The 25,659-nt window shown below is 35.3% G+C and carries 23 protein-coding genes; 11 read left to right on the forward strand and 12 right to left on the reverse strand.

Annotated features, from left to right (window positions below; all coding sequences use genetic code 11):
- The first annotated feature begins 10 nt into the window (after positions 1-10).
- From MTQ00_RS14700 to MTQ00_RS14725, 6 genes are all read left to right on the forward strand, one after another.
- Positions 11-208, forward strand: coding sequence for a cbb3-type cytochrome oxidase subunit 3 (locus MTQ00_RS14700; RefSeq protein WP_089028120.1), 198 nt, complete (start codon positions 11-13; stop codon positions 206-208).
- Positions 209-217: 9 nt separating this feature from the next.
- Complete coding sequence (locus MTQ00_RS14705) at positions 218-1,099, forward strand: cbb3-type cytochrome c oxidase N-terminal domain-containing protein (protein WP_172281246.1); 882 nt, start codon at positions 218-220, stop codon at positions 1,097-1,099.
- A gap of 94 nt (positions 1,100-1,193) precedes the next feature.
- Positions 1,194-2,648: a cytochrome c oxidase accessory protein CcoG gene (gene ccoG / locus MTQ00_RS14710; protein ID WP_172281248.1), complete on the forward strand. Its 1,455-nt coding sequence runs from the start codon at positions 1,194-1,196 to the stop codon at positions 2,646-2,648.
- Positions 2,649-2,749: 101 nt separating this feature from the next.
- Positions 2,750-3,202: a FixH family protein gene (locus MTQ00_RS14715; RefSeq protein ID WP_172281250.1), complete on the forward strand. Its 453-nt coding sequence runs from the start codon at positions 2,750-2,752 to the stop codon at positions 3,200-3,202.
- Positions 3,193-3,918, forward strand: coding sequence for a sulfite exporter TauE/SafE family protein (locus tag MTQ00_RS14720; protein ID WP_172281252.1), 726 nt, complete (start codon positions 3,193-3,195; stop codon positions 3,916-3,918). Before MTQ00_RS14715 ends, MTQ00_RS14720 begins: the two co-directional genes overlap by 10 nt.
- A gap of 17 nt (positions 3,919-3,935) precedes the next feature.
- On the forward strand, positions 3,936-4,673 hold the full coding sequence (locus MTQ00_RS14725) for a hypothetical protein (RefSeq protein ID WP_273650030.1): 738 nt from the start codon (positions 3,936-3,938) through the stop codon (positions 4,671-4,673).
- Positions 4,674-4,724: 51 nt separating this feature from the next.
- Here MTQ00_RS14725 and serS read toward each other — a convergent pair whose 3' ends face one another.
- From serS to MTQ00_RS14775, 10 genes are all read right to left on the reverse strand, one after another.
- Complete coding sequence (gene serS / locus MTQ00_RS14730) at positions 4,725-5,993, reverse strand: serine--tRNA ligase (protein WP_172281256.1); 1,269 nt, start codon at positions 5,991-5,993, stop codon at positions 4,725-4,727.
- A 72-nt stretch (positions 5,994-6,065) separates the two neighbouring features.
- Positions 6,066-6,569, reverse strand: a complete 504-nt coding sequence (locus tag MTQ00_RS14735; RefSeq protein WP_273650033.1) for a hypothetical protein — start codon at positions 6,567-6,569, stop codon at positions 6,066-6,068.
- A 23-nt stretch (positions 6,570-6,592) separates the two neighbouring features.
- A complete protein-coding gene (locus MTQ00_RS14740) occupies positions 6,593-7,834 on the reverse strand; it encodes a polysaccharide biosynthesis C-terminal domain-containing protein (RefSeq protein WP_273650035.1) in 1,242 nt (413 codons plus the stop codon).
- 22 nt (positions 7,835-7,856) lie between these two features.
- Positions 7,857-8,990 (reverse strand): glycosyltransferase, encoded by a 1,134-nt coding sequence (locus MTQ00_RS14745; protein ID WP_273650036.1) that lies wholly within the window; start codon positions 8,988-8,990, stop codon positions 7,857-7,859.
- Positions 8,991-9,112: 122 nt separating this feature from the next.
- Positions 9,113-9,601: a hypothetical protein gene (locus MTQ00_RS14750; protein WP_172281264.1), complete on the reverse strand. Its 489-nt coding sequence runs from the start codon at positions 9,599-9,601 to the stop codon at positions 9,113-9,115.
- A gap of 23 nt (positions 9,602-9,624) precedes the next feature.
- The gene (locus MTQ00_RS14755; protein ID WP_273650038.1) at positions 9,625-10,761 is read right to left on the reverse strand and encodes a hypothetical protein; all 1,137 of its coding nucleotides are present in this window, start codon (positions 10,759-10,761) and stop codon (positions 9,625-9,627) included.
- 31 nt (positions 10,762-10,792) lie between these two features.
- Entirely contained in the window at positions 10,793-11,578 is a 786-nt protein-coding gene (locus tag MTQ00_RS14760; protein WP_172281268.1) for a (Fe-S)-binding protein, read from the reverse strand.
- A gap of 92 nt (positions 11,579-11,670) precedes the next feature.
- On the reverse strand, positions 11,671-13,002 hold the full coding sequence (locus tag MTQ00_RS14765) for a (Fe-S)-binding protein (RefSeq protein WP_172281270.1): 1,332 nt from the start codon (positions 13,000-13,002) through the stop codon (positions 11,671-11,673).
- A 12-nt stretch (positions 13,003-13,014) separates the two neighbouring features.
- Complete coding sequence (locus tag MTQ00_RS14770) at positions 13,015-13,965, reverse strand: MlaD family protein (protein WP_172281272.1); 951 nt, start codon at positions 13,963-13,965, stop codon at positions 13,015-13,017.
- A 130-nt stretch (positions 13,966-14,095) separates the two neighbouring features.
- Positions 14,096-16,246, reverse strand: a complete 2,151-nt coding sequence (locus MTQ00_RS14775) for a SurA N-terminal domain-containing protein (RefSeq protein ID WP_273650042.1) — start codon at positions 16,244-16,246, stop codon at positions 14,096-14,098.
- A gap of 258 nt (positions 16,247-16,504) precedes the next feature.
- On the opposite strand from MTQ00_RS14775, the gene lon reads away from it, so the two are divergent.
- The 4 genes from lon (at position 16,505) to MTQ00_RS14795 (ending at position 21,089) form a co-directional block, all read left to right on the forward strand.
- Positions 16,505-18,910, forward strand: coding sequence for an endopeptidase La (gene lon, locus MTQ00_RS14780; RefSeq protein ID WP_172281276.1), 2,406 nt, complete (start codon positions 16,505-16,507; stop codon positions 18,908-18,910).
- 241 nt (positions 18,911-19,151) lie between these two features.
- On the forward strand, positions 19,152-20,264 hold the full coding sequence (locus MTQ00_RS14785; RefSeq protein ID WP_172281278.1) for an AI-2E family transporter: 1,113 nt from the start codon (positions 19,152-19,154) through the stop codon (positions 20,262-20,264).
- 103 nt (positions 20,265-20,367) lie between these two features.
- The gene (locus MTQ00_RS14790) at positions 20,368-20,538 is read left to right on the forward strand and encodes a hypothetical protein (protein ID WP_273650045.1); all 171 of its coding nucleotides are present in this window, start codon (positions 20,368-20,370) and stop codon (positions 20,536-20,538) included.
- A 173-nt stretch (positions 20,539-20,711) separates the two neighbouring features.
- Positions 20,712-21,089 carry a DoxX family protein gene (locus tag MTQ00_RS14795; RefSeq protein ID WP_172281280.1) on the forward strand — a complete coding sequence of 126 codons (378 nt, stop codon included), beginning with the start codon at positions 20,712-20,714 and terminating at the stop codon, positions 21,087-21,089.
- A gap of 25 nt (positions 21,090-21,114) precedes the next feature.
- Here MTQ00_RS14795 and MTQ00_RS14800 read toward each other — a convergent pair whose 3' ends face one another.
- Positions 21,115-22,473, reverse strand: a complete 1,359-nt coding sequence (locus MTQ00_RS14800; RefSeq protein ID WP_273650048.1) for an acyl-CoA dehydrogenase family protein — start codon at positions 22,471-22,473, stop codon at positions 21,115-21,117.
- A gap of 197 nt (positions 22,474-22,670) precedes the next feature.
- Here MTQ00_RS14800 and MTQ00_RS14805 point away from each other — a divergent pair, with 197 nt between their 5' ends.
- The gene (locus tag MTQ00_RS14805; RefSeq protein WP_273650049.1) at positions 22,671-23,579 is read left to right on the forward strand and encodes a DUF4349 domain-containing protein; all 909 of its coding nucleotides are present in this window, start codon (positions 22,671-22,673) and stop codon (positions 23,577-23,579) included.
- Positions 23,580-23,673: 94 nt separating this feature from the next.
- Here MTQ00_RS14805 and MTQ00_RS14810 read toward each other — a convergent pair whose 3' ends face one another.
- Positions 23,674-25,413, reverse strand: coding sequence for a T9SS type A sorting domain-containing protein (locus MTQ00_RS14810; RefSeq protein WP_273650051.1), 1,740 nt, complete (start codon positions 25,411-25,413; stop codon positions 23,674-23,676).
- Positions 25,414-25,659: the final 246 nt, after the last annotated feature.

The following is a 25,659-nucleotide window of genomic DNA, read 5'->3' on the forward strand; positions in this document are numbered from 1 at the left end:
TTAAAGCTCAATGATTCCTCAGAACTTTAAAGATATATTATCCAATACAGAAAACGCTGGTTTTTACCAGACGCTGGCTCTGATTTTCTTTATGCTGTTCTTCGTAGCTTTGGTAATATATGTTTTTAGCAGACCTAAAAAATATTACAAGGAAGAAGAAGAGGCTCCTCTGCAGGATGACGAAGACGACTTTAATTTAAAAAATTAAAAATTTATTATGAAACAAAGAACACCGGTTGTTGTAAACATTTTAATAATAATTGGACTTTTAATAGTTTTTTATTATTTATTTGTACAAAGCTACTCGTTTCTAGCTTCACCATACTTCTGGGGAACTGTTGTGATAAGTGCTATCTTAGCTTATATTCATAGCGCCATTGGAGACCTGATTGAAAATAATAGATTCAAAAAATTGTCTCCTGAAGAAAAAGCGGCTTACCTTGCTGAGAAAAAGATTCCTTTCTTAAGAAGAATGTATGACAGTGCATTCAAAAAGCAATCTGTTACAGAGGAAAAAGACATCCTTATCGACCATGGCTTCGATGGAATTATGGAGCTCGATAATCAATTACCAAAATGGTGGGTAGGTTTATTTTATTTTGGGACTGCTTTTTGTATTGTATATATATGTGCATACTCTTTTACAGACTTCGCTCATCCATTAAGCGAATATGAAAAAGAATATAAAGAGCAAATCGCAAGTATTGCAGAGTACGAAAAATCTCAGCCTCCTGTAACCATTGAAACAGCGAAATATTCGGCTGATAATATTGCAGATGGTAAAGAGCTTTTCAAAACAAACTGTGCATCTTGCCACGGAGAAGACGGAAGAGGAGGTATTGGTCCGAACTTAACGGATAATTACTGGATCAACCAACCAGAGAAGACTTTATTTAAAAATGTTTTCCATATGGACTGGAATGGTTCTCCTACGAACCCTGCCATGAGACCGTTTGGTAAAAATGGTGAGGTTTCAGGTGCCGAAATTGAGAAAATTGCAGCTTTTGTATATCACATCAATCAGGAACAACCACCAATTACACCGGCTCAAGGTGGAGCAGCTCCTCAGGGAACAGAAGCTCATTGGGAAAAAGAATAATTTAAAGAAAATTAAAACATATGAAAAGCATAATTTGTTATTAGAAAAAAAATAGTAACCAATTATGCTTTTCTTTTTTTAAATACACTACAAAATGTCAGACATAGAAGAAATAGAAGTACGCGGCGGACAGGGACAGGTTCTGGACCCTGAGACTTACAGGGATTCTATAGGGACTATGGAGCAATCCGGAAAAAGAAAATGGGTGTTCCCAAGAAAACCTAAAGGTAAATACACCAACTATAGGAACATTGTAAGTTATACTTTATTGGTTATATACTTTGCTGTTCCATTCTTAAAAATTAATGGTAACCCTTTCCTTTTATTCAATGTTATCGATAGGGAGTTCTTTATTTTCGGACAGCCTTTCTATCCTCAGGACTTTTTTATCCTTACTTTGGGTGCTATAGCATCTTTGATATTCATTATTATTTTTACGATTGCATTCGGAAGAATTTTCTGCGGGTGGATATGCCCTCAGACAATTTTTATGGAATCGATATTTCGTAAAATAGAATTCCTTATCGAAGGTGACAGAAACAAGCAGATGAAGCTGGACAGACAGCCATGGGATAGCGAAAAGATCTGGAAAAGAAGTTTAAAGTGGTTTGTATACATTGTAATATCATTGATCATTACCCACTTTATGTTTATGTATATCGTGGGATATAAAGAAGTCTTCAGAATTGTTTCTGAAGGTCCTTTTGCCAATCCAACCAATTTCATCGTAATGATTCTTCTAACAGCAGCATTTTACTTTGTGTTTGCTTGGTTCAGGGAGCAGGTATGTACATTGGTTTGCCCATACGGGAGACTACAAGGTGTATTAATTGATAAAGATACCATCAATGTATTCTACGATTTCAAACGTGGAGAAAACAGGTCAAAATGGAGAAAGGGCGAGGATAGAAAAGCTGCGGGAAAAGGAGATTGTATAGATTGCCATCAATGTGTCGTAGTTTGTCCTACAGGAATTGATATCAGAGATGGGCAACAGTTGGAATGTGTGAACTGTACCGCTTGTATTGATGCCTGTGATGAAGTGATGGAGAAAGTAGGTCTTCCGAAAGGATTGATCCGCTACGCATCTGAAAATGAGATTGAAAATCAAACGCCATTCAAATTTACGGGAAGGATGAAAGGATTTGCCGTTGTTCTCGTACTGCTTGTTGGATTCCTCGGCTACCTTCTGTACAACCGCGGAGAAATGGAGGCTAAATTCATTAAACCTGCAGGAAGTACATTTTTTGTAAGGGATGGTAAGATCACCAATACATATAATTACACTTTCTTAAATAAGACAAACGACAAGAAAATTGTAACCATCAAAGTAATAGAGCCTGCTAAAGGTGAAATTATCTACAGTGCATCGAGTAAAATTACTGTAGAAAGAGATAAGATATCGAAAGGGACAATCAACATAAGTTTCCCTGAAGATGCCATGAAGTTATCTAAGCAAAACATTACAATTGGTGTTTATGATATGAAAGGAAAACTGGTTGATTCTTATAAAACTTATTTCGAAGGACCATTTAAATTAGATTTTTAATTCTCAGAAACCTCCATATTTTCGCATTCATGTAGTCAAATGAAAATGACAGAGGTTTTTTAATGATATACTATAAGACAAATAAAAAAAATCCGGAAGCAATGAAAAACTTTAGTTGGGGACACGGTGTTGTATTGGCATTAGCTGCATTTATTATCTTTATTTTATCTATGTTATTTCTTTTCCCGAACGGGCAGAAAAATTCAGAAATGGTAACTGATAATTATTATGAAGAAGAATTACAATACCAGGATGTGATAGATGCTAAAAGGAGAGCAGATGAACTTAAGGAAAAACCTGCTTACACTCAAGATACAAATGGAATTAAAATAGTATTCCCAAAAGATTATAATAATTCCAATACTACTGTAAAGTTTGTTTTAAACAGAACAGATGACCAGAATTTAGATATCAAAAGATCTGAACAATTGGATGCAAATCAATCGTTTGTTATTCCTTCAAAGGTATTAAAAACCGGAGGTTATACCCTACGATTAATGTGGACAAGAGACAAGGTCAACTACAGAATGGATTATGATGTGATATGGAAATAGCACTTATTTTATCGGCAATTGGATTAGGCTTTGCTTCCGGCTTTCACTGTATCGGAATGTGTGGCCCTATTGCATTATCGATGGGATTAACAAAGAAACAGGCTACTAATTTTTATCTTCAGAATCTCACCTATCAGTTTGGAAGAATATTTACGTATTCTCTTTTGGGTGGTATTCTTGGGATCATTGGGCAAGGATTTGAAATGGCAGGATTTCAGCGGTACTTAACAATTGGTGTTGGAATCCTGTTGATTATTATGGCCATTTTTTCTTTTGGAGGAAAAGATTTTGCGTCCAAAATTCCTTTTTTCTCCAAATTCCTTTTTTCAGTAAAATCAAATTTAGGAAGGCTCCTTCAAAAAGCAGACTATCGTTCAAGATTTACAACGGGTATTTTAAATGGATTTTTACCTTGTGGAATGGTTTATATGGCTCTTACGGCAAGTCTAGCAAGCGGAGGAATATGGCAGGGAGCTTTATATATGGCTTTATTTGGATTAGGAACACTTCCGTTCATGTTTGCGATAGTTCTTGTCGGAAATCTCATGAATCAGGCTTTCAGGATGAAGGTTTTAAAAGCGATCCCTATTATCATGATTATTTTAGGCGGGCTCTTTATCGTTAGAGGACTTGAATTGGGAATTCCTTACATTTCTCCCAAAGCTGAAGCCATGACAATCCAGAAAGGCCATAATCATGATGTAAACTGTCATTAAAATATCTTACTATACCCATGAAAAAAACATTCCTGTTATTCACGATGTGCCTTTTGGCATTGCAATCCTGTACCATCAATTCTGAAATAGTTTATTATAAAGATGCTGCGTCCTCTACGGTTATGGATATCGATGTGCGTGAGTTTATGGCCGAAATGAAAGCCATGACAACGGATTCTTTACAGAAAAAGGAGCTTGGCGAAATGGATAAACTTCCCACAACCTGGACAAGCATGTATGAGTTGGATAAAGAAAAAAACAAAGGTAAAATCAAGGATCAGGATTCCATAAAAATATTAAAGAAGGTTTTTATGAAATCCAATAAAGAAAATAATGAATATGCAGGATTTTCTTTAAAACTAGACCATTTCTCAAAACCTGATTATGATGCACTCCATCGTCTTTCCGTAGGCTATCAGCTCCCTGTTGATCAAAATGTATATAATGACTGGAATGGTAAAACCTTAACGATCAATACAGAAAATCTTAATCTTAAAAATATTGAGGAAGCGCTCAAATCAAAAACACCACAAGAAGAAATCGAGAGTGCTGAAGGTTTGTTACCTATGCTTTTTAAGAAGATCGGAACTACTCTGAAATTTGAAAACAAAATAAAATCCATTACCGGAAAGCATGACTGGGTACAGCAGGTTGATGATCATTCGATTAGGATAGAATACGATATTAAAGCGCTTTATGATAAAGGATTTAAGTTCAAACATGATGATAAAATGATCATTATTACAACAGAATAAAAACAAAAAACCACCGGTATGCCGGTGGTTTTCATATTATATATTTCTGAATTAATTAATCAATTCAAATTTTGCATATTCAGCCACTTTTTTCGGAAGTCTGATTCCTTCTTCGGTCTGATTATTTTCAAGCAATGCAGCCATAATTCGTGGTAAGGCCATAGCAGAACCATTTAGGGTATGAACCAGCTGAGACTTGCCATCTGTTTTATAACGGCATTTTAAACGATTCGCCTGGAATGTTTCAAAATTAGAAACAGAACTTACTTCCAACCATTTTTCCTGAGCAGCACTCCATACTTCGAAATCATATGTCATTGCAGACGCAAAACCTGTATCCCCCCCACATAGTCTTAATACCCTGTAAGGAAGTTCAAGATCCGTAAGAATCTCTTTGATATGTTCAACCATTTCTTCCAAAACGGCATAAGAATTTTCAGGCTTTTCAATTCTTACAATTTCTACTTTTTCAAATTGATGAAGACGGTTCAATCCTCTTACATGAGCTCCATAACTACCGGCCTCCCTTCTGTAACATTGTGAAAATGCCGTATTCTTAATAGGAAGATCTTTTTCTTCCAGTAAAACATCACGATATAAATTTGTTACCGGAACTTCAGCTGTAGGAATCAAATAGAGATCATCCGCACCGATATGATACATTTGCCCCTCTTTGTCCGGTAATTGTCCGGTACCATATCCAGATGCCTCATTAACTACGTGAGGAGGATTTACCTCCATATATCCGGCATCTACATTTTTATCAAGAAAATACTGTACCAATGCTCTTTGCATTCTTGCCCCTTTTCCTAAATAAACAGGAAAACCTGCTCCTGCAATCTTCACCCCTAATTCGAAATCAATAAGGTTATATTTTTTTGCCAGCTCCCAGTGTGGAATTGCTCCTTCTCCAAGACCTTCAACTTCATGAGACTGATAAATGATTTCATTATCATCTGCTGATGCTCCGTTCTTTACAAGCTCATTTGGAATATTCGGAAGTTGATACAGGATATTTAATAAGTCTTTTTCTTTTACATCCAGTTGTGATTGTAATTCTTTACTCGACTCTTTAAATTGTGCTGTTTTAGATTTTGCTGATTCTGCTTCATCTTTTTTACCCTCTTTCATTAAAAGCCCAATTTCTTTGGAGATTTTATTGATTTCGGAAAGTTGAGAATCTAATTCAAACTGGATTTTTTTTCTTTCGTCATCGGTAGCAATAGCTTCGTCTACCAACTCAAGATTTTTGAATTGTCTTTTTTTCAGACCTTCTAAAACGCGCTCTTTGTTATCGCGTAAAAAATTAACTTGTAACATTTTATTTGGATGTTAGTTGATTAGAATGTTAAACCATAGATCATCCAGGCTAACAGTTTTGCAAATTTAAAATTATTTTATAATGGTAACAACATTTGGAGCACCTGGTTGTTTTGTAAACTTCAGCTCATCATTATAAAATACTTTGGAGACTTCGAATACGTAAGGTGTCCAATGATATTGGATTCTGAGAACATCATTTGTCACATCATTGGTGGTTTCTGTAAGCTTTTTTGTAAGTGCTAATGTAATACGGGATTCGTAAGTTCGATCTGCAGGGCTTATTGAATCTACAGTTACTCTTCTGGCTCCCGCAATATACTCAATATAAAGTGTAGAATCTGCCGTAGCCTTTAATGCAAAACTTACCGGAGCATTATCGCTGATCCCATTGATATCATTCATTGAAATTGCGGTAAATGAGCCGCTCTTTTTGGCATTCAATAAATCCTGTCCGGCACTGTTCTTCATATACAGATTAACAATCTGATCTATCCTTTGTATACTATCCTCGTCGCTTCTACAGCTCAGAAGCGCAAAAAAAACTACCAGAATTCCGAATATAACATTTCTCATTTCGAACAAAGATAAAACATATTTTAATTATTTTTTCTTAATACTTTATTCAGCAACAAATTAATTTCAGATTTTGAAATCATAAAATCACGGATATGGAACTCTGTCAGTTCATAAAATTTCCAGAACAATAATCCGGATGAAATACAATAGGAAACAGAGGTTATGATACAGGCTCCTGTAATTCCCCACCTTGGAATGATAAAAAAGGATGAAACGATCGTAAAAATAAGCCCTATTACAGATTTAATATTTAATATTCTCAGCTTATTCACCCCGGCAAAATAATATCCTATTATATTACTTACGGCTATAGCCAGAATGCCGGGAGATAAAAACAGGGTGATCCGTTTGGTTTCGCTAAAATCTTTACCAAAAATCATCACATAGAACTGGGCTGGTAAAAGCAAAATGATGATAATAAAAAGTAAGGTAACCAGAAAACTGATCTTCAAAGATATCTTTGTTTTTTCAATAGCGATGTTATGATTGCTGGTATTAACCACATCTGAATATAAAACCACAGAAAGGCTTTTACTTACAGTCCAGATCGCCTCAGAAAAAGCAATTCCGATAGAAAAAACACCAACACTCGTAATCCCCTTAAAAAATTCTAAAAAGTAAAATGATAACCTGTTATTTAAAAACTGGAGAAAAGCACTTAATTGTGTCTTCCAACCATAATCAAACAGCTTATTACGAATTTTTTTAGAAAATGAAATACGGCCAATTTCACAATAACGTAAGATTTGAAAGCTACTAGTTATGAATAAAACGGCAAAGCAACTTAGCTGGGCTATAAAGTAAGAAACAACTGACGTAATGTTAATAAGGTATACAATAATTATAATAAAAACAATATGAACTACCTGCTGCAAAATAGTATATAGATTGAACATTCTGATATTCTGCTGCCCGACAAACAAGTTAATATTAGCGGCAAGAAGTGAAGACAAAACAGACAGTCCAATGAGATAGGATAAATATTCTACCGGACGAATAATACTAAAAATAAGCGGAACAGCTATCCCTATTAAAACAGACCATAGATAAGCATACAAAAGAATTTGTTCCGTTTTATATTTTGAGGCAAAATATGTGACGCTGCTTCCCACAAAAATGTTACAGAAAAAGCCTACAATGGTAAGGTCGGCAATCACAATGGAAATTGTCCCTTTCCCTTCACTGCCCCACATATTGGTTGTATAAATGACCAGCCCGAAATTTAATATCAATATTAAAAAGCGGGAAATAAACGTTTTCACAATTGTATTTTGCTTCATCATATCAATTATGAAGTGATTGTTTGACGAAGTCTGTAAAACGCTTTTTTATGAGATTCCAGTTGTATTTCTTCTCATACTCTTGTCTGGCATTCAGTGCATGTCTGTTATATACCTCAGGATGATCTATGTAATTGATAATGGCATCTGAAATAGCATCGTCATCTTCAGGATCAACCAAAACCCCAAACTCAGAAACATCTACGTGCTGCCGGGTAGCTTTTAAATCGGTATAAATAACAGGTTTTCCAGATGCAGCGTAATAGAATATTTTAATTGGTAAACAATGATGGTTTTCATAGCTCATTTCCCTAAGGTCAAAACATAAATCAGCTTCAGCATATGCTTCTGTAAAAGTCTCAAAAGAAGCAGGCTTTTTAATGGTTATATTTTCCCACTTGTACTTTGAAAGTAAGTAAGAAAAATATTTTTCATCCTTTTCCTTTCTTGATGACCCTATAATCAGAATTGCAATCTCCAGTTCCGGTCTTTTTTTTCTTAATGTATCAATAGCTTTAAAAAAATTTTCAATCCCTTTCTCTTTGGAAATCTGCCCCGTATAACACAATGTTATTTTATTCGGATCTAATTTCTTAATATTCGGATGAATATAAGCATCATTGGGAAAATAAGGCAAAGTAATATTCCTTTTAAACGGAAAGACATATGCCAGAGGAAATTTTTTGGTGTTCTCCCCAAAAATAAAATGAGTACTTATCCATCCTGCATACAATTGAATCATCAAAAATTTAAAAGCATGAATCCCTTTTAGAAAAAATGAGAAGTTTTCAACCATTCTTTTGGAGGGATACCATTCCGTAATATCATAGATAACACTTATTCCCCGTTCCTTCTTTATCTTTTTTGAAGCTATAACCGCCAGTGGTTCTGAACTTATGATACTGTCCGGCTGGAAACTATCACAAACCCTTTTAAAAATCTTAATCTTACTGCTCGTGCTTTGGTCTAAAACCGGATAAGATTCAATTTCTATCCCGTCAATAATTCCCTTGTATCCGGAGCTCAAACTACAGATTTTCACGTCAAACCCCCTCCCTTTAAGCTCTTTAGCCTGATGATAGAAGATCCTGTCATCATCATATCTATGTGCGGTGGTTAGAAAAAGTATTTTAGGCATGGTTCTGGAAAATGATAGCCGGATAAATAAAATGAGTTAAAAATCCGGTTGGATACAAATATACTTTAAAAAGAAAAAAAGCGGAACAATCCGCTTTTCTTTTCTTTTGACTTTCGATAAATTTATTTAATATCAGCAGCCCAGCTCTTATCAAGAGGTAATAGGAAATGACTCAAAAAATCAAGGTATGTGTTTTTAGAAAAATCAAATACCTGAATATCCCTTGATAATTCTCCGTTTCTAAGCTTTGTCTTAAAATCGATCAATTTTAATGTTTTGATTTCTCCTTCTTCAACGTAACTCGCCTTCATTCTGTCAAATAACCCCAATTCATACTCCGCATCGATTTCTCTCATTACCTTTCCCAAAGCATCGATGCTGCATCCTGAAGCCATTTCTTTTTCTTCATCTACACAGATCACGATAAACTGATTCTTTTCAATTTTAAAAGATGATGAAAGAGGTTTCCCGTGGGCTGCCCACCCTGCCAGAAAGTCGTACAGTTTCTCTGTAATAACTTTAGCTTCTTTTGTGGTGAAAGGCCTTGTCGCAGGATATATGATAACTCTGTAATCGCTTGTTTCTACTATATTGGATTCTTCAATCTTCATTGCTGTAAATTTAAAGTATAAAATTACACAATTTTATTCAGTTTAAAACCATTGTATTTTTTACTTAAGGCATACAACAATATTATAAAAAGGAGTATAATGAATCCAAAAAAGAACCTAAGACCCGAAGAATGTGGAAAAAAAATAAATTTAATATAAATATTGGCGAAAATAAGACATGCAGATAATTTTACCCACTGATCCTTAGAAAGATAAAAAACAGCACCAAGCATACTTAAAGAGATCAGACTTACTTTCTTAAAATAAATAATCTTATTTAAAAGGATATGAAGATACTCCTCAATAGTAAACACCGCAGGTTGAGCTGATATTGTTGGTCTTCTGTAGATAAAAGAGTCATAAAAAAGATTTTTCCATCCGGGATAATTATAAAACTTGATAATAAACATATACAGACACAAAAGTGCCGCTCCCTGGATCAGGATATAGAAATCAATCTTTTTATCCTTATAATATTCAAATACAATAACACTCATCAGATAGCTCAAAGTAAAAGGAATATAATCAGGTCGTGTAAATGTAATGCCTAAAAGAATCAAAAACATGATCCATTTATTCCAGCGTTTTATCCAACCTATTGCAAAAACAAGTAAAAATTGAAATATAAACATATCCGGTGTGGAAACCCTGGACATATAAGTCATCGGAGGTAATAGAGCTATTACAATAGTAAGCCCGGCTGCAATGAGATATTTCTGAGGAAATATAATTGTAACGATATAAAATAACAGTAGTCCGGATATAAAATAAGAAATAAGGCTCGCTACTAAAACTGCCATAGGAGGAGAAAATCCTATTTCGTAAAAAAAGGAAATCGCCAGGTTATATCCGGCCTTTATCTGGAAGTACGGAATTTGTTCGGTAAAAGATTGTGTATCGTTTTTAAAAACCTGTCTTGCCCTGTCTACAGGTTTCAATCCGATGATGTCGTTATACTGATCTGCGGGTGCTTCTTTTTCAATAAAACCGAAAGTAAGATTCCTTACTTTTTCAGGAGAATCCGGAAACCGGGAGGTATATAAACACCCCAGATATCCTGGCATATCCCAATCGTATATTCTGTTTTTATAATTCCAAAACGTAAGGTAAGATAAAATCAGAATTACTAAAAGGAAGGAAACTTTCCATTTTGTCTTCATTAAGAATCAATACATCAGCAATAGATCAATATTATAAATCTTCTGCCTCGGCAAGAAGCTCTACAATATCTTTTACGGCCACTTCATCATTTTTATTGAAATGTTTCACCCCATCCGTCATCATCGTATTACAGAAAGGACAACCAGTAGCAATTACTTTAGGCTCAAAAGACAATGCCTCTTCAGTTCTTTCTATATTAATATCCTTATTTCCTTTTTCAGGTTCTTTAAACATTTGTGCTCCTCCTGCACCACAACATAGTCCGTTGGTTTTGCAACGTTTCATTTCTACCAACTCAGCATCAAGTTTTTCCAAAAGTATTCTTGGCGCTTCGTATTCGTTATTCGCTCTTCCTAAATAACATGGATCATGGAAGGTAATCTTCTTTCCTTTGAAGGCACCACCTTCAATTTTCAATCTGCCTTCCTCCATTAAACTTTTAAGAAATTGAGTATGATGTACTACCTCAAAATGTCCACCTAAGCTTGGATATTCATTTTTAAGCGTATTGAAGCAATGAGGACATGCCGTTACAATTTTCTTCACTTCATAGGCATTGAGGACTTCAATATTCGTTAATGCCATCATTTGGAAAACAAACTCGTTTCCTGCACGTTTTGCAGGATCTCCTGTACAGCTTTCTTCCTGGCCCAAAACCCCAAATTCAACGCCTATTTTATTTAATATTTTGCAAAAAGCTTTCGTAATTTTCTTTGCACGGTCGTCAAAGCTACCAGCGCAACCCACCCAGAATAAAACTTCCGGTGCTTTTCCTTCGGCAGCATATTCTGCCATTGTTTTTATATTGAAATCCATCTTTTCTTACGATTTGAAAAATATGAGGATTTGGAAATTTGAAAATAGGTTGAGTGAAATCAATTTTTCAAATTTTCAAATTGATTAATTATCTAGTTTTCGTTTGCCCAGTTTAAACGGTCTGCCTGATTATACTGCCAAGGAGCAGCATTATTTTCCACATTAGTCATCATCAAATTCAGTTCCTGTGGTGCTGCCGATTGCTCCATTACCAGAAATCTTCTCATTTCAAAAATAATGGAAAGCGGATCCAGTAATATAGGACAAGCTTCTGTACAAGCATTACAAGTAGTACATGCCCAAAGCTCTTCTTTCGTTATATAATCATTCAGTAACTTTTTGCCATCATCTACAAACTTTCCGTTTTTGTCAATATTTCTTCCAACCTCTTCCATACGGTCCCTGGTCTTCATTAGAATTAACCTTGGAGAAAGCTTTTTACCGGTAATATTTGCAGGACATACAGAAGTACATCGTCCGCATTCCGTACATGAATAGGCATTCAGTAATTGAACCTGATTCAGATCAAATATATCTTCAGCACCGAATTTGGAAGGAACATCTGCTTCAGCGCCTTCTGCCGGCGCAGCGTATGGATCAGCATTAGGATCCATCATCAGTTTAATCTCCTTCGTTACAGATTCCAAATTGTTGAATTTCCCCTTTTTCTCCAAATTAGCATACCATGTACTTGGGAATGCCAGGATAATATGAAGGTGCTTAGAATAATAAAGGTAATTCATGAAGAACAAAATTCCCACAAAATGAAACCACCAGGCTGCTTTTTCTGTGAAAAACAAAAAGCCATCACTAAAATTGCTGAAGATAGGTCCCAATAATGTTGAACTAACTGGAAAACTTCCATGCTCGGGAAGAAGCCCTCTTTGCTGAAGTACCCAATCTGCTGTATTCATTTTAAGGAAAGCAATCATAAGTGCAAACTCAATAATAAGAATCCAGTTGGCATCGTGTTTTGGCCATCCAAACAATTCTTTCATTGTTAATCTCTTTACTCCATAAAAATTTCTACGGATAAAAAAGACAACAACTCCAATGATGACCAATAATGCCAATACTTCCAGGGTTGCCGTAAAGAAGCTATAGAAGCTATGCCCAAAAACCGAAGCAAGGAACCTGTGAGTACCGAATATCCCATCGACAATAATCTCGATAAGTTCTATGTTGATAATAATAAAACCAACATAAACAAAAAGGTGTAAAATACCCGCTACAGGTCTCTTTACCATTTTACTCTGCCCCATTGCAACACGTGCCATGGTTTCCCAGCGCTCGGACTTTTTATCACTTCGGTTGATTTCTTTGCCTAACTGAATATTTCTGTAAATTTTCATCAGGCTTTTAGCAAACAACCCAAACCCAGCAATTAATAAAATCAGAAAAATAACGTTATCGATGTACTGCATAAGGTGTAAATATTAGTCTTTATTATTCTTACCAAAAACGGAGAAATTGATATATCTCTTAGGATTGGCTTTCATGTCTTCAATTAACGAATTAAGATTCGTAGATGCAGAGTTCAAATTATTATACAGCTGTTCATCTTTCATCAACTTCCCTAAACTCCCTTGTCCGTTGTCTATTCCTCCGATTACCTGGTTAAGTTTACCAACGGTAGCATCCAGATTAGCAATGGTTGCATTCAGCCTTTTAGTATCGATGCTCTCTGCCAGGTTGCCATATTTATCTAAAGTCACTTTCCCACTTTGCATGGTTAAGCTCGCATCATCTAAAACTTTCTGAAGTTTAGGATCATTGTGTCCAACTAAATTGTTAACGCTTCCTGCAGTTGTTTGTAATGCGCCTACAGTTTTATTAAGATTGGATAGTAAAGCTTTGATCTCTGCCCTGTTTTGTCCATCAACAATCATATTGGCATTGGCCATCAAAGAATCAACACGGTGCAAAACAGATTGCAATTGATCCTTAACCGGTCCTACCTGTGAAGAAAGACTTCCCAAAGTTCCCAATTTGAAAGCTCCTTTTAAAGTGTCCCCATCTTTTGCCGTTGCCCCTCCATATACAAGGTTGACACGCATTTCTTTACCAGACATTAATCCCGGCTCAAAAATTTCAAGAGTAGAGTTCTTTGAAAACTCAAATTTATTATCTACCGTAATTTTTACAACAAAATTGATTTTCCCATCTTTACTTGTCTGAGGAATGATCTTATCAACCTGCCCTACTTTCAAGCCATTGATGGATACCGCTGAGGATTGTGCCAACCCTTCAACATTATCATATTTCGCGTAAAATATATTATCGGTAGTAAAAAGGCTACGACCTTTCATAAATTGAAATAATAACACAAAGCCTACGATAGCTAAAAGTGCAATTACACCAGCTTTTAATTCTTTACTGAACTTCACTTGCTAATTTTTTTCTAATGAGCAAATATAGCACATTTTAAATTAATCTTTCTGTTTATTCCTCTGCGTTAAATACAAAAAAAGCGGCATTTTTTATGCCGCTTTTTGTATCTATAAAATTACTTTTTTATTAATGCTGATTTCCCAGCTTATTCCAGATTTCAATTCTGTAATCATCGATATCAGCATTGTCCTGCAAGCTCTTTAACCAAGCCTGTCCGAACATTCCTGCACTTCTTTGAGTAACAGACTCTGTAAATTGCTTAAGATCTCCAGGTTGTTTATTTACAGTTTCATTCTTTTTGATCAGAACATAAACTCCCGTTCCTCCTTCTACAGGTTTAGAAAGTTGAGATTTCTTAACTCCAAAAGCAGCACCGGCAACTTTAGGCTCCATAGATCCGGCTACTGAAGGATTTAAGAGATTCACCTGAGCACTTTGTTTTGTAGTGGCAAACATTTTTGCAATCTGATCAAGATTTGAAGCTTTAGCTGCCGTAATCTTATCAGCTATCTGTTTTGCAGCCAGCTTATTTTTCACAACCACCTCGATCTGATCTCTTACAGACTCAGGATCTGCCAATCCTTTTTCCTGTTTCCCGTTAAGGTATACTACAATTTTATCACCCGTTCCGTCTACTGTAAAGAATTCTGTATCCCCTTTAGATCTCTTCTTATCAAAAGCCCACGCAAGAATATCACCGTCTTTTTCAGTTCCTAAGCCTTGTAACTGACCATCGAATCTTTTGGCGGCCTTAGGATTTGAGAATTGATAATTTCCTTTCTTAGCAATATTCACGAAATCGTTGAAAGATTTACCCTGAACCTGCTGAATGAATCTTCTTGCTTTTTTATCAACATCTGCTTCCGTAGCATCAGAAGCTTTGATTGCTTTTACAACATTCGCTACTTTATATCCTAATGCACCAGGCTTTTTATCTTCAATGTTGATGATATGATATCCAAACTGCGTTTCTACAACACCTGTTGCTCCTTTTGGATTATTAGCCAAATAAGTAAGGAACTCAGGAACGAAAGGAGTTTCCGGAGTAGTCCATCCTAAACTTCCTCCTTGAGCGGCAGAATTAGGATCGCTGGAAAGCTTTAAGAATTCTGTGAATTTAGCAGGATTTGCTTTTACAATAGCTCCGATAGAGTCCGCTAATTTTTTAGCTTCTTCTTTGGATCTTGTAACACCTTCTCCTGCAGGACTTCCTTTGAATGCTATAAGGATATGTCTTGATAGTGTAGAATCTGAAGTCTTTTTACCTAAAAGCTTAGAAACCACATAGAAATTTTGCTCTTTATAAGGACCAAAAGTCTGTCCGACAGCTGCAGTTGTAATCTGTGACTGTATTGTCTGTGGCAATTGATTAGGCTTCAAATATTGGCTATTGAAAGGCATATCAGAGTTGGCCATTACAAACATAGAGTCATTGGTTGTATTTTGGAAATTTTCTTTCCCACCGCTTGCATCAGTTCCTCCTGAGAATATTTTATTGATTTCTTTTAAGGCTGCTGCATCATCAGCTGCACTCGGTTGAGAAGGAAAGAAAGCAATACCAATATTTCTGCTTGCTTCAGTCTTAAACATCACCGGATGTTGCTTAATATAATCAGCAAGGTCCTCTGTCTTAACTTTAATATTATTTTTCTGAAGGTAAGATGTGTAATCCACTTTCACAAAGTCGATATCAGCCATCTGATCTCTTTGTCTCATCAACTCTTCAGCTTCTTTTTTACCTGTAGTGATCCCTGTAGAAATATTAGCAAAAACCTGTCTTGCCATAATTCTGTATTCAATAGATTTTCTGGTTTTCAACCACTGATTGTATCCTTCAGCACTTGTTGTTTTTAATTCCTCAACTTGTTTCTTAAGCTCTTGAGTCTTAAAATTACCTTTCTCATCAAAGAATTGTTTGTTTTGAGCAAACATCTGATCATACTGAATCTGACTCCAGAAGTAATCATCTGTCATTTCAAACCCCATCTTATCAAACTGCTGCTTGATAAGCTTTGATTGAACCAACAACTGCCAAGCTTGTTCTTCAAGACCATTTTTGGGCTGACCTTGTTGCTCTGCCTGCTGTTGCAATACGAAAAGTTGATCGTTAAACTCTTCACGGGTAATCTTTTCACCATTTACTTTTCCTAAAACATCAGGATTTTTTCCAAAAACCTTATCAATGCTATCAGGATTAACTAAAAACGCTAAAAGCGCCAGTGCAATTACTCCCATCAAAAGCCAAGGTCTATTCCTAATCTGTCCTAAAATTGCCATTTTATAAATTATAGTTTTTTATCAGGTTGCGAAAATACACATTTTTAAGAAATTACAGAAATCCAAGTGCTTTTTTTAATTTTTAAAATTCAAATTTCATAAAAAAGGAAATTTTGACCATATTTTTTAATGAAAAACAAATGGCATAGGTATTGTGCATCTTACATTACCATAATATACTAGGTATTTTCTTAGCATATTATGCTTAATCACTTTAACGATTTAAAACGAGAATGACAATTTGTCATTTGATTTACTATGACAGAATTTGAAGATATTAGTTTGGAGGAAATGATTAGCGATGGATTTGATATTGTGGCGGAAGAGATAAATCTTTCCGACTTTTCGGAAACTGATAAAAATTCCGAACAAAAAATATTTCCTATTCTTCCTGTGAGGAACATGGTTATGTTTCCAAATGTAGTAATACCTATTACCGCGGGAAGAAAGGCATCTATACAGCTTCTTGAAGAGGCTCAGAAAAATGGAGATTTCATTGGGATTGTAAGTCAGAAAAACTCAGAACTAGAACAGCCTACTGAAAAAGACTTATATCAAACAGGAACTCTGGCGAAGATCATAAAGATCATCAAACTTCCTGAAGGAAATATTACTGCTATTACTAAAGGTTTTCACCGCTTTAAGGTCAAAAAATTTATTGAAACCCAACCTTATTTTAAGGCTGAAATTTCTAAATTAAAAGATACCAAAGCCAAAAACCAGGATGAATATGATGCTTTACTGGAAAATATTAAGGATTTAGCTTTAAAAATAATTGAGCTTGATCCAAATATTCCAAACGCAGCTAATTTTGCAATAAAAAACATCAACAATAACGATGATTTATTGAATTTTATTTGCACCAATGCCAGTTTCCCTTCTGTAGAAAAGCAAAAGCTTCTTGAAGAAAAAAGCCTGATGGCAAGAGCCAACAGCTGTTATGAAAAGATGCACGAGGACTACCGAAAACTGGAATTAAGAAACCAGATCCATCAGAAAACATCAAAAGATCTTGACAAGCAGCAGAGAGAATACTTCCTTAACCAACAGATCAGAACGATCCAGGAAGAACTTGGAGGTGGAGCAGAAGGAGATGTAGAAGATCTTATCAACAAGGCAAAGACTAAAAAATGGAGCAAGGAGGTTGAAGAACATTTTCAAAAAGAAATCAACAGACTACAAAGACAAAACCCTAATTCTCCGGACTATAATGTTCAGAGAAATTATCTTGATTTTTTCACGGACCTTCCATGGGAAACTTATACAAAAGATGTTTTCGACATTGTAAAAGCTGAAAAAGTTCTTGAAAAAGCACATTTCGGGCTGGAAGACATAAAGAAAAGAATCCTCGAACACATGGCTGTTTTAAAATTAAAAAACAACATGAAATCTCCGATTTTACTTCTTGTAGGTCCTCCCGGAGTAGGTAAAACTTCTTTAGGAAAATCTGTTGCCGACGCCCTGGGAAGAAAATATGTACGGTTATCTTTAGGTGGTCTTCATGATGAAAGTGAGATTCGCGGACACAGAAAAACCTACATAGGAGCAATGGCAGGAAGAATTCTTCAGTCCATAAAAAAATCAGGAACGTCTAATCCGGTTATTGTATTGGATGAAATTGATAAAGTAGGACAGGGAATCCATGGAGACCCAAGTTCTGCACTTTTAGAGGTTCTGGATCCTGAACAAAACAATGCATTCTATGATAATTTCCTGGAAATGGGTTATGATTTGTCTAAAGTAATGTTCATTGCTACTGCAAATTCTCTCTCTACCATACAAACCCCGCTCCTTGACAGAATGGAAATCATTCAGATCGCAGGGTATACCATGGAGGAAAAAACAGAAATCGCAAAAAGGCATCTTATCAAAAAACAACAGGAAGAAAACGGCTTAACTTCAAAATCTTTCAAGCTTGGAAATCCTGAACTTAAACATATTATAGAGGCTCACACTTCAGAAAGCGGAGTAAGGACATTAGAAAAAAGGATAGCTTCTATTGCAAGATGGGTGGCATTACAAACCGCATTGCTTAAAGATTATGATCCTAAGATAACTGTTGAAAAAATAGATGAAATCCTTGGTGTCCCAAGACCTAAAAGTTTATCCGAGATCACAGGAGTTCCAGGAGTAGTTACAGGATTGGCCTGGACAAGTGTGGGAGGAGATATTTTATTTATCGAAAGTATTCTCAGCAATGGAAAGGGCACACTGACAATGACAGGAAACCTGGGAACGGTAATGAAAGAGTCTGCGACAATAGCATTGGAGTATATCAAAGCAAAACATAAAGAATTAGGAATCGATCAGGAAGATATCGAAAAGAAAAACATTCACGTTCACGTTCCTGAAGGCGCCACTCCAAAAGACGGGCCTTCCGCGGGAATTGCCATGCTAACCTCAATGGTTTCTTCTTTTAAAAACAAGAAAGTTAAACCTCACCTGGCCATGACGGGAGAAATTACCCTCAGAGGAAAAGTGCTTCCTGTAGGAGGTATCAAAGAAAAACTTCTCGCAGCTACAAGGGCAGGTATTAAAGATGTTATTCTTTGCGAAGCTAACAGAAAAGATGTGGAAGAAATCAAAAAAGATTATCTGAAAGACCTTAACGTTCATTACGTTAACAAAATGGAAGATGTTATTGATATTGCCATAGAAAAGTAATATTATCATTTATCATATAGTCAATAAACAAAAAAACACGTCTCAGTTTTGAGATGTGTTTTTTGTTTAAAAGTATGGCATTCAGTTATAAGTCTTCCTAAAAGAATTACTCAGGATTCAGAAGTTAGATACCACATCTTTAATCAAATTAATTTATATTCTGAAAAGAATTCAAGTTAATTGAATAAAAAGCCTTTCAATTCAATGGGTTTTACTAATTTTATAAAACAGATTATGAGTTATGAATTTTTTTAAGCTTCCCTTCCTTCTAAAATTAACCCTTGTTATTATTTCAATTATAGGTATCGGATACCTTATAGAGTTAGGACAAAGCATCCTGGCTCCTTTCTTTCTTGCTTTTTTAATGGCAATGTTATTTTTGCCTTTTTCTACATTCTTAGAAAGAAAATTAAGATTTCCACGCTCTGTTTCCACAATGATATCTGTTCTTTGTATGTTAGTGATCTTAGCAGGATTAATATTTTTCTTTGGATCTCAACTTTCAAGTTTCACCAAGGACCTCCCACACCTAAGAATGCAATTCGACACCGTTTTCAACGGTCTTCAAAAATGGGTATATCATACATTCAATGTTAAGATTCATGAACAACTCGACTACATTGATCAGGCTTTAAATAAACTGTTATCATCCTCAGGAGTTATTCTGGGATTTACTTTTGGAATCTTTTCTACAGGCCTAGGCTTCCTTGTGTTTTTTATATTGTTTTTCATCTTCATTTTAAATTACAGAAGAATCCTTAACAACTTTATTGTTAATGTCTTTAGTGAAAAACATAAAGCAAGTGTACAGGAAGTAGTATCTGAGGTTCGCGTCATGACGAAAAAATACATTATTGGCCTTTGCATACAGATTATTATTGTATCCAGCCTTACGTCAATTATCCTTGCAATTTTAGGCGTTAAATATGCTATTTTATTAGGTGTGTTAACAGGATTGCTCAACGTTATTCCTTATCTGGGAATTTGTATTTCCTTAGTCATTTCTTGTTTTATCGCTTTTGCAACGACTACTCCTTCTACCTGTATATATGTGATTATCGGTTACATAGGAGTACATGTGGTGGATGGGAATATTGTACTTCCTTTTGTGGTAGGTTCGAAAGTAAAGATCAACGCATTATTTTCTTTTATAGGCATTATTGTTGGGGAGCATCTGTGGGGAATATCAGGAATGTTCCTTTGTATTCCTGCAATTGCTATTATTAAAATCATCTTTGAGAGAGTGGATGGATTACAGCCATGGGGAAAATTACTGGGTGAAGATGAAAAGCCTAATAAAAAGAAAAAGAGTTATAAAATTTCGAAGAATATTACGTTAAAAGAAATGGATTAAAATTATAAAATTAGGCCTCCGAAATCGGAGGCTTTTAATTTTATCCTATTGCACATAGAGGACTCATTCCATTTGGGCATGACTGATTACATGGAATATAAGTATGACTATCAGGACAATATCCCATGTCTGTTCCAGAGCCTGGATCACCAGGATTCCCACCACCAAGACATGGATCACCAGGAGGAATCTTACATGGACAACCAACAGGACCTATATCACATGGACCTGTACCTATTCCACCTATAATTTCTTTAAGATCTTTACGATCTAGCTTTTGAAGATTTTTTAACATAAGCTTGTTATTTAATTTGTTCAACAAATATATAAATTCAAATAACAATAAACGAGCAATCCAATCCTTTAAGGTTCATTATATTCATTTTTTAAAACAAATACATAAATTAATAATATTTTTGTTTTACATTTGATGAAAATTCATCAATCATGAAAGTCATAAAATTCATTCTTTGCCTACTATTCGGACTTATGTTTCTGAATGCAGGGCTCGACAAATTTCTGCACTACAATCCGGCACCCAAACTTACCGAAGCACAAATAAAGTTATATACTGCATTTGGTGAAATCGGCTGGCTGCTGCCTTTAGTGGGGGTAGTAGAAATTATTGGGGGATTACTTTTTATCTTTCCAAAAACAAGAGCTTTAGGAGCAATTGTAATTTTACCCGTCATGGTGGGTATTGTATTGCATAATACATACAGAGACCCATCTTCAACAGGGATTGCGATTTCCCTGGTCCTTTTCCTAATTAACATCTGGATAATCGCAGATAACAGCAAAAAATACAAAGCTTTAGTAAGCTAAAAAAGACTGCAATTGCAGTCTTTTTTTATACAAATGCACTAAAGCCTGTTATAGACCTACCGACAATTAGTGAATTGATTTCTTTAGTTCCTTCATAAGAATATATTGCCTCGGCATCTGCCACAAATCTTGCAACATCATATTCTAACAGGATCCCATTCCCACCCATTACCTCACGGGCTCTGGATACAATATCCCTTGTACGTAAAGTACAAAAAACCTTTGCCAGTGAAGCATGTTCATCCTTTAAAATCCCTTCGTCCTGCATTTCAGAAAGCCTGAAAACCAACGTCTGCATCGCAGTAAGATTAGACAGCATTTCTACCAAATGCCCCTGAACCATCTGAAAAGAAGCAATGAGTCTTCCAAACTGTTCTCTTTTCCTGGTATAGTCTAATGCACTTTCATAAGCACCTCTTGCGCAACCTGTCGCCATCCAGGCCACTCCGGCCCTTGTCATTCTCAATACTTTACCTGTATCTTTAAAAGAATTAGCATTTTGAAGTCTGTTTTCTTCAGTTACAAGACAATCTTTTAAAGTGATTAATCCGTTTTGTACGATACGAAGAGCCATTTTTCCCTTAATTTTTTCAACAGAGAACCCCGGATTATCTTTTTCTACAATAAATCCTTTCACCTCTCCGCTATCGACATCTCTTGCCCAGATAATCACCAAGTCAGCGAACGTAGCATTTCCAATCCATTTTTTCTCTCCGTTAAGAATCCATCCTTCAGGCGTTTTCTTGCATGTAGCAGTTAATCCTCCTGCTGCGCCGGATCCTACTTCAGGTTCCGTTAATCCGAAAGCTCCTATTTTTTCAAACTTTTGCATCTGAGGAAGCCATTTTTGCTTTTGCTCTTCAGAACCACATATATAAATGGATCCCATTGCCAATCCTGACTGCACCCCAAAAAAAGTAGCTATTGAAGCATCAATTCTCGCCATCTCCATTGCAATAACCCCCTCCATTAGGAAAGGCATTCCGGGGCAACCATATCCTTCATAGGTGACCCCACAAATATTCAGTTTCTGGAATTTAGGTATCAATTCAAAAGGAAATTCATCTCTTAACCAATAATGATTAACCAAAGGCTTAACTTCCTTTTCCATAAATGCCCTGACCTTTAGCTGTATTTCTCTTTGTTCAGGCGTAAGCGTATGATAAATATCGTAAAAGTCACCGTCAATGGGCGGTAGCTCTTTCTTCTTTTTATCGGAATCCAGCATTTTCATTAAACCTCCTAATTGTTTGTCATCTAATTTTGAGAAATTATGCATCAGCTTCGGAAGATCTACTTTTCTGGATATTGCACTTAACTGATCAAAATCTATTGATCTGAATAATTCTATAGCATTTCTGATTTTGGAAAAAGTATTCGACATATTTACAGTTGTGATTTAATTTGTAAAAGATATACAAAAATCACTCCGAAATTTAATTCTTACAACCATCTTTATTTTACAAATACATGACTTACAATGAATTAAATATCATTTTCTATTTACAAAGTTTTTACTTGTGATTTTCAAACTTTACAAACCATTCCATCTGAACTTTGGTATCAACAAAAATAAATATTATGAAAACTACTTACATTAAATTATCTATGGCTGCTGTTCTTTTATTAGGTATTTACTCGTGTAAAAAAGGAGAAGCGGTAGCAGCAGATTACGAAACGGCAAATGCTACAGACTCTGCTTCGTTCATGGTATCCGATAGTGTATCTTCTGCTGCAACAATGAAGATAAAAGACAAACAGTTCATTAAAACTGCAGATGTCAATATGGAGGTAAAAGACGTTTATGATGCAACCGTTTCAATTGAAAAATCAGTGCAGGATCTGGGAGGATTTGTTACACATAGTAACTTACGAAGCAATATAATTTCAGAGGACACTTATAATACTTCCAATGAAGACGCCATACTTGTAAAAAAATACCAGACTGAAAATGCTATGCAGGTACGTGTTCCTACGCCAAAATTAGGAGAATTCTTAACCTTGATTAACAACAAAAAGCTATTCCTAAACTTTCGATCAATCAATGCAGAAGATGTAACATCGAGCATAAAATACGCAGAACTAGAAGGAAGAAGGATCAAAAAAACAGGTGAAAATATCACTCAGCTGAAGAATAACAAGGACAAGGTAAAACTGGACGACGACAATATGTCCGAAGGCAATCTTCAGCAACTCGCTAATCTTGAAGTTACTGACAATCTGAAATATAGTACAATTGACATTTACATTAAAGAACCTAAGTACCGGATTGCGGAAATTGCCATAACGAATACTAAAAATATTGATAATAAATACAAATTCAATTTTATCTATGATGCTAAGAATGCCTTTGTAGAAGGGTTTTATCTTATTCAAAAAATTGCAGTAGGACTGATCACCATTTGGCCGGTTTTATTAATCGCAGCAGTGATCATCTATTGTATCAGAAGACGAAAACCTATTCAAAAGACGAACCCACCCATTTCATAATAACACAATGCTATCCTAACCTTTGGGTTATCACTATAATTTTAGATTTTAAAAACCTCCGAATAAAATCGGAGGTTTTCTTCTATTTATATGGTTATTTTTTTATTATAATTTTTTTAGAAGACACTCCATTCTTATTTTGCATTTTAACAAAGTAAGTCCCCTCCGTAAGCCCCGATAAGTCTATGGAAAACCGGTTCGTTAAAAAGTTATATTTTTTTAATTCTTGTCCACCCATATTATATACAGTTATAAAATACGGCTTTTTATCTGCATCTAATTCAAAATTAAAAATACCACTTGATGGGTTAGGGGAAATCGTTCCAAAATTTAAAATTTCATTGGTTGTAGTACCTAATGTAGCACTGTACTCACTTGCCCCTATATCGATAATTGTATTTGAAATTCTCCCAGCTCCATAAAAATCCAATTCGCCTGAAGTAATAGCAGTAGTTGGTTTTCCCTTATTTATACAAACACTTGCTGCATTTAATTTTACAATAGGTGTTGTACTTGAAATGGATACCAAACTTGGATTAGCATAAAGAGAATTGGCGTCCTGGCCAGTTGCAGATCTATACGCTGCAAATGTATCATAGGTTGTTCCTCTCCAATCTACTGCGATATCATTTTGATCATTATTTGGAGTATACCAACAATTATAATTAAAAGTATTGTTCGATTGTGGACTCTTGTTATCTATAAACATCAATAAATTTTCCGGGCCAGTGTAAAAAATATTGTTCTCAAAAGTACAATTAGAAGCTTTGCTCATCGAAATTTCTCCAGATCCTTTATTCGCAGTGTCGTTTTGTAAAAATGTATTGTTTCGGATAACACTATTAATAACCTGACCTGTGGTATTATCATCAAACCCTCCTATCGAAAGCCCTGCTTCTTTATTTTTATATATTAAATTGTTTTTTACAGTAATTTGCTGAACAATCCCATCTCGCTCAGCTCCGACCTCAATTCCATATCCATTTTGATAACTTTTATTTCTTTCTATAGTAATATTCCTCGCGCCATCAACATAAATCCCTGCGGAAGTTGCATACTTTGCAACATTATTATAACACTCATTATTAATCACTACTCCATTTCTGGCTTCATCTAATGACGTATTTGATGCTGTACCCTCATGTCCTAGGATATCAATTCCGATATTTGTATTATCGTATACCTTGCAATTTTTGACTATAAATCCATCTATATTTCCATTTACAGCCAATGCTTCACTATAACCCAAAATATTATTAAACACCTTGCATTCGTCTATCGTAAGATTGGTAATTCCGCCATTACGACCATACACAATAAAGCCCTGCGCATTATTATTAGGATTAACCGGTATATCTTTATTTGCATTCCAATTAATTTTTGTAACCTTTATGTTTTTGAACGTGAGATCTGTAGATGAACCGATTCCCGTTGTTTGAACAAGCACTCCCTGCGCATCATTTACTGTTTTGTTTTGGATGGTCAGGTTTTCAAATTTCAAAAAACTTTTATTCGTCACCGTCAACAGAGTACTTCCCGGGGTATTTGTTCCGTCAATGATTACATTATCATTGGCATAATTTTTAAAAGTAATATAGTTTCCACTAGTTCCACTTACGTTGATAACAACATTTTCGTAATAAGTACCTGCCTTAATATTCACAATACTGTTTGGAGTAGCCTTAGTGGCTGCTTTTTGTATTGTTTTCCATGGAGCGGTGCTGCTTCCGTTATTGTTATCGCTTCCGTTTGCTTTATCTACATAATAATTGGTCTGGCCGAATCCCAGGTTATACACCAGTAATAATACTGTGATTTTAATAATTTTTTTCATTTAACGATATATTTAAGTGATATGTATTCACGGTTTCACCTCTTTTAAAAGGCTTTGTGGTTAATGCGAGAGATGCATTATTCAGAATTACGTAACGGCGTATAAATATACAAAGGTTCCCGTAAAAAACTAATTATCAATTTATAATATATTGAAAATTAACAAATATTAATCTCACTTCCTGGCACAACAATCATGAAAAGGATACAACATCCGGATGATCACCATAATTTTACATTTTACCAT

This window comes from Chryseobacterium sp. B21-037, from assembly GCF_028570785.1.
GTDB classification, from domain to species: domain Bacteria; phylum Bacteroidota; class Bacteroidia; order Flavobacteriales; family Weeksellaceae; genus Chryseobacterium; species Chryseobacterium proteolyticum.